Annotated in this window: 10 protein-coding genes and 1 tRNA gene; 2 read left to right on the top strand and 9 right to left on the bottom strand. The window is 56.9% G+C overall.

Annotation, left to right across the window (positions count from 1 at the left end; translation table 11 throughout):
- Nucleotides 1-12: 12 nt before the first annotated feature.
- The 5 genes from H3T93_RS00220 to rpmE all read right to left on the bottom strand — a co-directional run bounded on the left by H3T93_RS00220 (nucleotide 13) and on the right by rpmE (nucleotide 4295).
- Nucleotides 13-1203, bottom strand: coding sequence for an MraY family glycosyltransferase (locus H3T93_RS00220; RefSeq protein ID WP_046323220.1), 1191 nt, complete (start codon nucleotides 1201-1203; stop codon nucleotides 13-15).
- Entirely contained in the window at nucleotides 1200-1895 is a 696-nt protein-coding gene (locus H3T93_RS00215; protein WP_144177513.1) for an L-threonylcarbamoyladenylate synthase, read from the bottom strand. Before H3T93_RS00215 ends, H3T93_RS00220 begins: the two co-directional genes overlap by 4 nt.
- 40 nt (nucleotides 1896-1935) lie before the next feature.
- Nucleotides 1936-2895, bottom strand: a complete 960-nt coding sequence (gene prmC, locus H3T93_RS00210) for a peptide chain release factor N(5)-glutamine methyltransferase (RefSeq protein ID WP_144177515.1) — start codon at nucleotides 2893-2895, stop codon at nucleotides 1936-1938.
- Nucleotides 2892-3980 carry a peptide chain release factor 1 gene (prfA, locus tag H3T93_RS00205; protein WP_046323222.1) on the bottom strand — a complete coding sequence of 363 codons (1089 nt, stop codon included), beginning with the start codon at nucleotides 3978-3980 and terminating at the stop codon, nucleotides 2892-2894. The genes prmC and prfA overlap by 4 nt, the downstream gene beginning before the upstream one ends.
- 102 nt (nucleotides 3981-4082) lie before the next feature.
- A complete protein-coding gene (rpmE, locus tag H3T93_RS00200) occupies nucleotides 4083-4295 on the bottom strand; it encodes a 50S ribosomal protein L31 (protein ID WP_015022244.1) in 213 nt (70 codons plus the stop codon).
- Between the two features lie 208 nt (nucleotides 4296-4503).
- On the opposite strand from rpmE, the gene H3T93_RS00195 reads away from it, so the two are divergent.
- Nucleotides 4504-5277, top strand: a complete 774-nt coding sequence (locus H3T93_RS00195; protein ID WP_144177517.1) for a (S)-acetoin forming diacetyl reductase — start codon at nucleotides 4504-4506, stop codon at nucleotides 5275-5277.
- 77 nt (nucleotides 5278-5354) lie between these two features.
- Here the strand turns inward: H3T93_RS00195 and H3T93_RS00190 are convergent, their stop codons facing one another.
- Nucleotides 5355-6566: a MalY/PatB family protein gene (locus tag H3T93_RS00190; protein WP_110425665.1), complete on the bottom strand. Its 1212-nt coding sequence runs from the start codon at nucleotides 6564-6566 to the stop codon at nucleotides 5355-5357.
- A gap of 71 nt (nucleotides 6567-6637) precedes the next feature.
- Nucleotides 6638-8143 carry an amino acid permease gene (locus tag H3T93_RS00185; RefSeq protein ID WP_144177518.1) on the bottom strand — a complete coding sequence of 502 codons (1506 nt, stop codon included), beginning with the start codon at nucleotides 8141-8143 and terminating at the stop codon, nucleotides 6638-6640.
- Between the two features lie 159 nt (nucleotides 8144-8302).
- Here H3T93_RS00185 and H3T93_RS00180 point away from each other — a divergent pair, with 159 nt between their 5' ends.
- Nucleotides 8303-9124 carry a helix-turn-helix transcriptional regulator gene (locus H3T93_RS00180; RefSeq protein WP_144177519.1) on the top strand — a complete coding sequence of 274 codons (822 nt, stop codon included), beginning with the start codon at nucleotides 8303-8305 and terminating at the stop codon, nucleotides 9122-9124.
- A 1027-nt stretch (nucleotides 9125-10151) separates the two neighbouring features.
- Here H3T93_RS00180 and H3T93_RS00175 read toward each other — a convergent pair.
- Both H3T93_RS00175 and H3T93_RS00170 read right to left on the bottom strand, forming a co-directional pair.
- Nucleotides 10152-10225, bottom strand: a tRNA-Ile gene (locus tag H3T93_RS00175).
- A gap of 70 nt (nucleotides 10226-10295) precedes the next feature.
- Entirely contained in the window at nucleotides 10296-11924 is a 1629-nt protein-coding gene (locus H3T93_RS00170) for a peptide ABC transporter substrate-binding protein (RefSeq protein WP_144177520.1), read from the bottom strand.
- Nucleotides 11925-11983 lie beyond the last annotated feature (59 nt).

Here is an 11983-nt window from a genome sequence, read left to right as displayed (position 1 = left end):
TCATCCAGTGAATCAGTTGTCGTCATCCTTATCATGATGGCTCTTGCGATGCCAGGGCGGTCTGGCCGCATGCTGTGGGCCTTGCGCGGCGAGGAGGGCGTTCTCACGCCTGATTTCGGGAAGTCGACGGCGGTAATAGGGGTAGAGGGTGGCGAAGGTCAGCAGTATGGCGGCCAGTGCCAGACCGATCAGGACATATCTCAGACGGAAGAAAAGAATAAAGAGCGAACCGAAGGCGATCAGGGCGGCCCAGCCCCAGAGAATAAGAACTGCAGAACGAACCGTGTGACCGATACGCAACATACGGTGGTGCAGGTGCATGCGGTCGGGGTGCATGGGTGATTGCCCGTGGCTGAGCCTTCGGATGATGGCCAGGCACATGTCCAGAACAGGCAGGAAAAGCACCAGGATAGGCAGAAGAATCGGCATGAAAGCCGGCAGATAGATGCTGGCATGAATAGTGGCCGGATCCAATCGGCCGGTGACCACAATAGAGGCGCAGGTAATCAGGTATCCCAGCAGCATGGATCCTGAGTCGCCCATGAAGAGTTTGGCCGGATGCCAGTTATGCAGGAGGAAACCCACGCAAATGCCCACCATGGCCACGTCGATCAGGGTGGCCAGAGAGGCGTAGTCGGGCGAGATGCGGGCGATGATATAGGAGTAGATGGCGAAGGCAATGCCCCCGATGGCCACAATGCCTGCAGCCAGACCATCCAGTCCATCCACAAAGTTGACCGCATTGATGGAGGCCACGATCAGGAATGCCGTTATGGCCATGGACAAGCTGGGCGAGGCCGCCACCAGGGATCCCAAAGGCAGGGAGATGATCTGGATTCCGCCCCAGGATACGAAGACCGAGATCAGTAGCTGGCCGGCCAGCTTGAGCATCCAGTCCAGGTCCCAGAGGTCGTCGGCTATGCCCAGCAGGCAGATGGCTACAGCCCCGGCCAGGATGACCCAGGCCTGATGGCCTGACTGGAAGAGGCCCGTGATGAAGGGAATACGGGAGGCAAAACACATGGCCACAGCAAAGCCGATCAACATGCCCAGGCCACCCATGCGAGGGGTGGGCACCTTATGAACATCACGAGCGCGGACCACGCCTACGGCACCAACACGGATGGCGAGATGACGGACCATGGGCATGACCAGCCAAGTGGCCCCGCCAGCGATAGCAGCAATGAACAGGTATACCCTCACTGGCCCTCCCCTAAGCTGGACCGGCCCGACAGAAGTGCACGGACCCGGGCCTCGCCGATCACGCCCTGCCGCAGTACATGTATCCCATCAGGATCAGTCTTATCAGCTTCCACCACCGTGCTGGCCACCGAACCGGGAGTCGGCCCCCCGTCCAGGTAAAGGTCGACACTGTCACCCAGCTCGGCTCTGGCCTGCTGGACGGTCTCCACACTGGGATTGCCCGATCGGTTGGCACTGGAAGCAGCCAAAGGTCCGGTCACCTGCAGGAGCGCCCGACAGATGGGCGAGTCAGGCACTCTGACGGCCTGGGTAAAACCATCGGGCTCCGTTCGAGGGGTGCGCAGTGGGCAGGACTTCCCCACAAGAGCGATGGGCGAAAAGGGACCCGGCAACAGGGCGTCGGCCAGGCGGTCAAGAGGAGCAGGCAGGCTTAGATCCAACCGGTCCATGGTCTCGACCCCATCCAGCAACACCTGAATGGACTTGGTTCTGGGACGGTGCTTGGCCTGGAAGAGCCTGTCGATGGCCGCATCGTTGCATGGATCGCAGACGATGCCATAAACCGTGTCGGTAGGAATGACCGCCAGCCCCCCGGCAGCCACCACCCGGGCCAGCAACTGCGGCGACCGACTGTCATAGGTCATCACCCGGCTCATACCCTGCATCACGACCTTTCGGCTCGACATGTTCATGTGACCAGCTACTAATCTATCCCAGGACCACGGCAGGCCGCTAGGAAGCAAAGACTGGCCGCCGGGCGGTAAGGTAGCGGTCTCGGCCGGCCAGATCCTGATGGGTGCATGCCTCAAGGTACCCTCGCTCCTGTGCGGCAGCAACCATGGCCGGCCCCTGGGAGGCATCATGTTCCATAACCAGCAGACCGCCGGGAGCCAACAGGATTTTGGCCCTGTCCAGAATGCGGCAGGGCAAGGCGCACCCGTCAGCCGAACCACCGTAGAGGGCCAGATCTGGATCCCAGTCACGCACCTCGGGCTGGCTAGGAATCGCATCCAGGGGGATGTAGGGTGGGTTGCTGATAACCAGATCCACCTGGGCATCCAAATCAGACAGAGTGGCGGGATCCGTGGCATCAGCCAGCAGCAGCTGATAATCGGATCCAGCCTCCCGGATAGCAGCCTCCTGATCGGCGGCGTTCAATGCACCCCACCGATATGCCTGCTCGTCTACCTCCGCGGCCCGGACCCGCACCCCTGGAACCTCTATGGCCAGAGACAGCCCGATGGCCCCGCTGCCAGAGCACAGGTCCACCGCCAATGGATGATCCATTCCAGCCAAGGCAGCCACTCCCGCCTGGACAACCGTTTCAGTCTCAGGACGAGGGATAAAGACCCCCGGTCCCAGGCGAAGATCCAAATAACGGAAGTAGGCATGGCCAAGAATGTACTGCAGGGGTTCGCGTCCGGCTCGCCTTTGCAGATAGGACTGATAACGTTCAAGGGCCGCCGACTGAGAACAATCAGTATATGTGCGATCGACACCTTTCGTCAGCAGTTCCTCAGCAGTCCAATCCATAAGCAGAGCCTGATCCAGCTGGTGCAGATCACACCGCAAAGCATCGGCTAGCAACAGCCTGGCATCATTGATCGGAGTAGGCACACCCGCCTGGGCCAGCAGGCGATGGCCCCTATCAGCCAGCTCAGCCAGACTGGCCCCGTGCTCCTGCTGATTCACTCCTGTGATGCCATTCTGCGGGCCTCGTCGGCCTGAATATCGGAGTCGATGACAGCCTGCAGGTCGCCATCCAGCACCTGTTCCAGGTTGTAGGCCTTGTAGCCGGTGCGATGATCCACGATCCGGCTCTCGGGGAAGTTGTAGGTCCTGATACGCTCGGACCGATCAAGGGAACGAACCTGGGAATGACGCATGTCGGCAGCCTGGGCAGCCTCCTCCTCGTGCTTCATGGCCAGAAGACGGGACTTGAGTACCCGCAGGGCAGCCTGACGATTCTGTATCTGAGATTTCTCGTCCTGCATGGAGACCACGATGCCGGTGGGAATATGGGTCATGCGCACAGCGGAGTAGGTGGTGTTGACGGACTGTCCTCCTGGGCCGGAGCTCATGAAGATGTCAACCTTTAGATCCTTGGGGTCAATCTCGATCTCGTCGTCGTCCTCATCGGCCTCCGGAAAAACGATGACTCCAGCGGCTGAGGTTTGAATGCGGCCTTGGGACTCGGTGACGGGAATGCGCTGGACCCGATGGACGCCGCCCTCATACTTGAGCGAGGCCCAGACGCCGTCAGCAGGAGCTACCTGACCACGAGCGCGGATAGCCAGCTGAGCATCCTTGACTCCTCCCAGCTGGGTGCGGTTCTCGCTCATGATCTCGGTGGTCCAGCCACGTTTTTCGGCATACCGCACATACATGCGCATCAGATCGCCAGCGAAGAGGGCCGCCTCCTCGCCGCCGCTGCCAGCCTTGATCTCCATAATCGTGTCGCGGCCGTCATCGGGATCGCGCGGAATAAGAGCAGTACGCAGATTCTGCTCCAGGTCCGGTATCCGGTCAGCCACGGCTTTGGCCTCTTCGGCGAAGTCAGGATCCTCCCGTGCCATCTGTTCGGCCGCCTGACTGTCCTCCAAGGCGCTTTGATAGGCCTTATAAGCTTCAACGATGGGAGCGAGTTCAGCATGCCTGCGGCCCAATTTGCGGATCTGCGCCGGATCTGATGCCGTTTCGGGCTGACTCATCTGCTTTTCCAGGCGACCGTACTCCTCGACGGCAGCCACCGCCGCCGGAAACTGCTCCTCGCTCATCTACACCCTTCCCGTCCGCTCATCCGCATGGTTCAAGTCATAAAAACGCCAGTCCCCACCGGGCATAGCAGAGCGACCCGGAAGGGACTGGCGTTGGAAGTGCTACTTGGTCCTCTTGCCGTAACGGGCTTCGAACCGAGCCACGCGACCACCGGTGTCCAGAATCTTCTGCTTGCCGGTGTAGAAGGGGTGGCAGTGCGAGCAGACATCAACCGTCATATGATCGCCGGGAGCGGTCGAACGGGTGATGAAGGTATTGCCGCACGAGCACGTGACCTCAACGGGATGATAATCGGGATGAATTCCCTGCTTCATGGTTACTCCTAGATTCAAGGGCCCCGGGTCGACCGCCCCTGTGGCGGACGTGAACCGGCAACCGCGTAATAGTCTAGCGCAACCCGGGGAAAATACGACCCCCTTGCGCCACACGCCGAATCCACCAACCCGGAGCAGCCAGTCGAGCTTCCTTTAGAATCGAACAGTCGGACCGGCCGGCCCGACAAGGCAACAAAGGAGGGCAGCAATGCAGCAGGAAGTAGCGTTCGTTACCGGGGCGGCTCAGGGGATCGGCGAGGCTATTGCCCGTCGGCTCGCCAAGGACGGGTTCGCCGTGGCCGTGGCAGACATGAATACAGACAAGGCCCAGGCTGTGGCCGACTCCATCAATCAATCGCACGGGCGGGCCATGGCCGTCACCCTGGACGTGACCGACCGTGTCCAGGTGCGCTCCGCCGTCGAGAAGACCGCTACCACATTGGGCGACTTCAACGTGATCGTCAACAACGCCGGTCTGGGTCCGACCACCCCGATCGAGTCCATCACCCCAGAGCTGTTCGACAAGGTCTACCACGTCAACGTGGCAGGAACCATCTGGGGGATGCAGGCCGCTGTTCAGGCCTTCCGTGATCGGGGCCACGGCGGCAAGATCATCAACGCCACCAGCCAGGCAGGCGTGGTGGGCAACCCCAACCTGATGCTCTATTCCTCCACCAAGTTCGCCATCCGCGGCCTGACTCAGGTAGCTGCGCGTGATCTGGCCAAGGAGGGCATCACCGCCAACGCCTACGCCCCCGGCATTGTCAAGACGCCCATGATGATGGACATCGCTCATCAGGTGGGGGTCAACGCCGGGAAGGATGACGAGTGGGGCATGTCCACCTTCTCGGACGGCATCGCCCTGGGACGGCTTTCCGAACCGGAGGACGTGGCCAATGCCGTGGCCTTCCTGGCCGGGCACGACTCTGACTACATCACCGGCCAGACCCTGATTGTGGACGGCGGCATGCAGTTCCAGTGAGGCTGCAGCAAGGATTCGCTCACATATGATGGACCCCCGCTGATCGATTTCACCCGACAGCGAGGGTCCATGATCATTCAGGCGTTGAAGACGTACTTGTCCAGACGGTCCATAGCCTCCTGGACGCGGCTCAAAGGCAGGGCCAGATTCATGCGGATGGCGCAGGGAGCCTTGAACTGCCGCCCATCCTGAACGGCTACACCCACATCCCAGGCGCGCTTGAGCAGCTGGTCCAGACTCAGATCGTGGTCCTTGCACCATTGCGTGCAGTCAAGGAAGAGCATGTAGGTGCCCTGGGGCTTGGAAAGCTCGACTCCCTCGAAATGCTGCCGGATGTAATCGTAGGCGTAGTCCACATTTCCGGTCAGAACCTGCCGGAGTTCGTCCACCCACTCCTGGCCCTGGGGCTTGTAGGCTCCGATCAGGGCATGCATGGACAGAACGTTCATGTCGTTGTAGTGGGCCTTGGACCCCTTGGCCACAATCCTGTCGCGCAGGTACTTGTTATAGATGATGTGGTAGGAGCCGACCAGTCCGGCCAGGTTGAAGGTCTTGCTGGGCGCATAGAAGGCAGCCGTCCTGTTGCGGGCATCCTCGCTGACCGACTGGGTGGGGATGTGCTTGTGGCCCGACAGAATCAGGTCTGACCATATCTCGTCGGAGATGACCACGCAGTCGTTCTCCTTATATACCTCCATGGCCTTCTCGATCTCCCACTTCTCCCAGACGCGGCCGCAGGGGTTGTGCGGGCTGCAGAAGACCGCCACATGAATGTTGTTCTCCTTGAGCTTGCGGTCCATGTCCTCGAAGTCCATCCGCCAGACACCCTGCTCGTCCTTCTTTAAGGGGCTGTGCACAATGTGGTAGCCGTTGTTCTCGATGCACATCGTGAAGCCGACATATGTCGGGCTGTGAAGCAGCACAGCATCGCCAGGAGCCGCAAAGGCGGTCAAGGTGGAAACCACTCCGCCCAAGACCCCATTCTCATAGCCGATGGCTTCGGCCGTCAGGCCCTCCACACCGTTACGGGTCCGCTGCCAGTTGATGATTGAATTGTAGTAATCATCACTCGGATCGAAGTAGCCGAAAGCCGGATGCTTGGCACGCTCGATGATGGCCTCGGGGATGGTCGGCACCGTGGGGAAATTCATGTCGGCCACCCACATGGGAATGATATCGAACCCCTCCTTGGGCGGATCAGGAGCGAAACCAGGCTGGGCGCCCAGACCGTCAACCGCAATGGCATCCTTGCCATGCCTATCCATGATGCTGGTGAAATCGTAGGTCATTGTATTCCTTCCATGTTTTGGCCGGACGAGCCGACCGTCTTTTTCAATTAGCCAGATCCTCGGCGATACGATCAGGAATCCGCCATGATCTCATGACCCTCGCCTGAAAGTGTAGTGTCCAAATCCGCTTCTCCGATACTGGGCCCCGGATTGTCCAAGTCTTCATCCGAAGTTGTCCCAGTCTGCTTGTTAGCGCTTCTGCGTTGGAGAACGAACAGAACCGCAAGGAGGATCATCCAGGGTATGGTCACCAGGTAGCTGATTCTGTATTCCGGCATTATTGCCATCATTATCATGACCAGCCCCATGAACGCGAGCGCATAGAAATTGCTGAAGGGGTACAGAGGCAGCTTGAAGGTCAGCTCGTCCTCTTTGCCCTCACGGCGCTTTATGGAACGGAAGTGATACTCGCTGACAAGCTCGGCCACCCAGCTGAAAACCAGCATGAAGACCGTGATCGATGAGAAAAGCGCGAATGCGCGCTCGGGAAGAACAGCCATCAGCGCTATGCCTACCAGTTGCATAAGCACTACAGTCAACACACTGACGTAGGGAATCTTCTTCTTTGACACCTTGGAGAGTATCGAGGGAGCACTGCCTTGGAGCGAAAGGTTGTAAAGCTGACGGCTGTACATGAAGATGCCGCTGCTTACGGCGCTCAGGGACGCGGTGATGACGACAAAGTTGATGATGGAGGCCGCAGCCGGGATACCCAATGACGCGAAGACACGGACAAAGGGAGAACCCACACCCTTCATCTTATCCCAGGGCCACATGCACAGGATCACAAAAGTGGATCCCAAGTAAAACAGGACAATGCTCCAAAACACCCCATTGACGGCGCGAGGCATGGTTTTCTTGACATCCTTCGCTTCACCTGCCGTATAGGCGACCGATTCCGAACCTCCAAAGGCAAAAGCCACCATGACCACAGAAAACAGCAGCCCGGACAGGCCATTCGGCATGAATCCATCGACTGTCAGGTTCGTGAGCATGACTGGATGTCCCCCGTTGCCAATGCCGGTGAAGATGATGATCAGGCCACCGATGACCATAACAATAATGGTGACTACCTTCACGGCCGAAAGCCAAAACTGCGACTCACCATAGAAGCTGACGGATATCAGGTTGATGACGCCCATCAGCACCATACCAATCAAACCGCTGGCCCATATGGGAAAGGAGGGAAACCAGTACTGGACATATTTTCCCAATGCCGTGAATTCCGCTCCTGAACCAGCCACGCAACCGAGCAGACTGGTCCAACCAATTGCATACCCCACGAAAGGATGAATATATCTGCTGGCATACGATACGGTTGCACCTGATACCGGTTCAGCAGTGGCCATTTCACCTACTGCCCGACAGACTATGAATATAGCAGCGCCTGCCAGTGCGTATGCCAACAAAACGGATGGACCTGCATAAGATATCGCCCCGGAGGACCCGTAGAACAGGCCGACTCCGATTGCACCGCCAATCGCCATCATGGCCATCTGCCGAGTGTTGAGGCTACGTTTCAAATCCTCATCTTCATATTGCTCGGCCGAACTGGATTGTGAATCAGATCTACTCATGTGCTGCACCTCCTCCTTGAGTTGTTTATATTATTTTATCACAGCAATAATATTTTGTCTTTAATAAAATAGCTTTTTTGTATTGTGATAGAATTTCTTCTACATGTCGGCATTGTTTCCTGTTACAAATACAGATCGTCAGGGGGAAAGGAATGCAATATGAACGGAGCAGAGAACATCTCAACATCCCTACGACCCTTTATTCCCTTGGTAGACTTCCTAGGCGAGCTATTGGGACATGACACCGAGGTCGTCCTGCAGGACGTCAAGGACTTCTCGCACTCAGTCGTCGCAATAGCCAACGGACATGTCAGCGGACGCAAAGTAGGCAGTCCCGCCACCGACCTTGTTCTGAGAATCTGGCAGAACCGCGAATACGAACACCGAAACTACCTGGTCCGTTATGCCGGCTACACGCATGAAGGCCGCCCTATTGTCTCCTCCACCTTCTTCCTGCGTAATACAGAAGATCAGGTCATCGGTTTTCTCTGCATCAACTTTGACAATTCCATCTTTAAAGAGACCAGTAAAGCTCTGCGAACAGCTAGCGACTATCTGGATTCCATCAGTTCCAGCGGATCCCCATTCCCTACACATCGCATCATGAGAGATCAATCGGATCCTGACACACAAACCGTGGATATGCCCGATGAGCATAGCAATGCAATAATTCAGAATGATGCATCTGCTCAGCAGGCGGTCACTGATGGGACGCATGAAACCCTATCCGTGAACGCGGAGGATCTGACAAACCAGCACATCCAATCATTTGTAGCGGAACACAGGGTTCAGCCCGAGCGGATGAACAAATCAGAACGACTGAAGCTCATCACCGACCTTGACGATTCGGGTATCTTCCTGATCAAAGGTGCAATAGATACCGTGGCTGGTGCACTGGGCATTTCAGCACCAACGGTGTATAGATACTTGCACTTGATCAGAAAGGAAAAGAGAGGAAACAAGGAGCAGCCTGTCCAGTAACATCAATAAGAGATCTGAGGCCAACGGTTGATCATTTATGGACCAATAACACTCTTCTGTTGAAATATTCGCAACTGAAGATGTACCCAGCCCGGGATCATCGTCTAGGTGTCAGTCATATTCATGCCAATAAGTGGTTATGCCTGGATTTTGAAGTCCAAGAATGAACATACCTTCGGTTTCTGAGGGCCCAATATATTCAAGGGCGCCCCTAGAAAATAGACCCGACGAAACAATGCGAGCTACCCTATTGATTCAAGCAAGCAGGTAGCTTGTTTAGTAGGCACGTGCCGCTTATCCCCTTCAGCCAGGAGGAGCGGAGATGCGCAAACCGCTCTGCCCGAGGCCAGCAATCTTTTCATCAAATCCATCTGACCGGAAGCACGGTGACGGCACCCTTCTCAGCTTTGACACACCCCCTCCAGGGTGTATGATTAAGAACAGATATACGGGGGACGTATACACGATGGACCTACAGGGACTGAATTATCTTCAGTTCCAGAGGAGATGTACATGCGTATAGTTTCCCGGCATATGCCGACGGCTCTGACTCGAGCCCGTCCCGTATTCTTTTCCCTGATAAATTCTCATACTTAGCGGTTCTACGGAAACGCTTCCGGATTATTGTGGCATGCGCAGATCTTTTGGCTGTCTACGCATGCACGCTTGGGGCACCCAGAAGTGGATATACACCGAGAGTGCTCTATGATCCGATATAAAAAACGCGCCTAGCTCTTTTCCCCCGGCTTACATGTGAAGCCATACATATTTGCATCGGTGAATCATGGATGCTAGAGCTAGGCAGCGAGAGGACGGCCCCGACAATAGCCGGGGCTAGTCCTTCTACTAAGACTATCAAGAAAGTTCGGTGCACAACACCTAGTCCTTCCACTGGCAGTCATTGAAGACGCAGACCAGTGTTGAGCCAAGTTACCCAATTGACTTTGGGATGAGAGACCTTAATCTCCTCTATTCAATCTATTAATAAAGCCCCGGAAGTTAAAAATTTCCGGGGCTTGCTCTTCTGTGGGGCCTCAGGGGCTTGAACCCTGGACCGAACGATTATGAGTCGTTTGCTCTAACCGACTGAGCTAAGGCCCCGCGCCAATCTTACCGGCCAGAGTCATGGTATCAAGACGACTCGTCATCGGCCAGGTCCGGATTGTCGGACCTACTTGGTGACCTGATTGTAGACAGGCAGACCCATGTATCCGAAAGGAGCCTGGCGAACCTGCCTGCCGGCCACTGCCGAGACCTTCCTGTACCAGAGCGGCAGCACCGGAAGGTCCTTGAAGAGAACAGTCTCGGCTTGGCGGTAATCCTGCATGGCTTCGTCCTGATCGGTCTTGGAGGCGGCGCGGGAAAGAATGGCATCATATTCCGCGCTCTTGTAGTCCCCATTGTTCAGACCCTTGCCATCGGCCTGGCTGGAGGCATACCCTTGAACCAAGTAGCCTTCGGGGTGGGGATAGTCCGAGGTGATGCCCGAATTGAAAATACTGTTGACCTGACGGTTATGAACTGCCGTATTGAATTCCTTGCCCGTAGGAAAGATATTTGGTTCCGTCTTGATGCCTAGAACCTGGGCATACTCGTGCAGAACCGCATCAACCCAGTCCTTGTCGGTCCCGTCAGCACTGTATGCGATGCGAAGCGTGCCCTCCCAGGGGGATATGGCATCAGCCTGCTTCCACAACCTACGGGCCTGATCCGGATCGTGACTCAGCACTTTTTTGCCTTTGATGTCAGAGGCATTCCCCTTGATGGTTGGGGCCAGGAAATCAGAGGCCGGCGTAACTGAACCAGCGAAGACCTTTTCGGCTATTTTCGTGCGATCCAAGGCATATGACAGGGCTGCCCGACGAAGGGCGCCCTCCTGCCCCTGGAAATGCTTCAAGCCTTGCGGGATGGTCAGCGACCGGAATGCCGGCCCGGGCTTAATCAAGGGCTGCAGGCCCGAATCGGTATGGAAGGTTTTCAAGCGGGAGACCGGAACCGTATCGAGCACATCCAGATGGCCGGCCTCAACATCGGCATAGGCAGCATCAAGACTCTGGTAGTCCCTGAACTCCAGGCTTCCGTTCCGAGCCTTACGCGGTCCCTTGTATGCGGGATCCTTCTCCAGCTTGATTCCCTGATTGGGTACCCATGATTTGAAGCGGTAGGGCCCGTTCCCGATCGGTTTCTTGCCGAAGGCCTTGATGCCCTTGTAGGCGGATGCCGGCAGGGGTAGGAAGGCCACATCTCCCACCTTGTAGGGGAAGGAGGAATCCGGCTTGCTCATGGTCACCTCCAGGGTCAGATCGTCAACCACCCGAAGACCAGACAGAGGGGCTTTGGGGTCGCCGTGCTCATCCTGGACTTGCTCGTACCCGGCGATGGTCGAAAAAGCCGAGGCACCCAACTGCCCATTGGCTGCATTCGCCGCAAAAGACCAGGAATCTGCATAGGTCTTGGCTGTGATCTTCTCCCCATCGCTGAAAGTGAGTCCTGGTTTGAGGACAATCGTGTACTGGCTTGCATTCTCATTGGGTGTAATCGATTTGGCCTCGACCAGGGTCATCCCGCCTTTGTCGTCGAAGGTGACCAACCCATCGAAGAGCTGAGTCACCACCTTCCAGCCTGCGGTGTCGTTGGTGCTGGAGGGAATCAAGGGGGCCGTAGGTTCGGCATTGTTGACGCTGATGGCGGCCTTAGGGTCGACCCGGTCTTCTTGGGGAGCTGGGGAGGTACCGCAGGCGCCCGCTGCCAGGATGAACGGGAGCATCGCTGCTGCGAGGTAGGAACGAAGCTTGGTCATAATAGGACCCTTCCTGCCCGGTATGGGCTGTCACAGCTGCACAACAAACATATGGTCGA

Source organism: Bifidobacterium sp. M0404, assembly GCF_016101415.1.
GTDB lineage: Bacteria > Actinomycetota > Actinomycetes > Actinomycetales > Bifidobacteriaceae > Bombiscardovia > Bombiscardovia polysaccharolytica.
The sequence above is the reverse complement of the archived record's forward strand: the minus strand, read 5'-3'. Positions and strand labels throughout refer to the sequence as shown.

Excerpts from the sequence above, each read along its gene's own strand:
- H3T93_RS00185 (WP_144177518.1), bottom strand. The coding sequence starts at position 8,143 with ATGAGTAGATCTGATTCACAATCCAGTTCGGCCGAGCAATATGAAGAT.
- H3T93_RS00190 (WP_110425665.1), bottom strand. The coding sequence starts at position 6,566 with ATGACCTACGATTTCACCAGCATCATGGATAGGCATGGCAAGGATGCC.
- H3T93_RS00180 (WP_144177519.1), top strand. The coding sequence starts at position 8,303 with ATGAACGGAGCAGAGAACATCTCAACATCCCTACGACCCTTTATTCCC.
- rpmE (WP_015022244.1), bottom strand. The coding sequence starts at position 4,295 with ATGAAGCAGGGAATTCATCCCGATTATCATCCCGTTGAGGTCACGTGC.
- H3T93_RS00195 (WP_144177517.1), top strand. The coding sequence starts at position 4,504 with ATGCAGCAGGAAGTAGCGTTCGTTACCGGGGCGGCTCAGGGGATCGGC.
- H3T93_RS00170 (WP_144177520.1), bottom strand. The coding sequence starts at position 11,924 with ATGACCAAGCTTCGTTCCTACCTCGCAGCAGCGATGCTCCCGTTCATC.
- H3T93_RS00215 (WP_144177513.1), bottom strand. The coding sequence starts at position 1,895 with ATGAACATGTCGAGCCGAAAGGTCGTGATGCAGGGTATGAGCCGGGTG.
- prfA (WP_046323222.1), bottom strand. The coding sequence starts at position 3,980 with ATGAGCGAGGAGCAGTTTCCGGCGGCGGTGGCTGCCGTCGAGGAGTAC.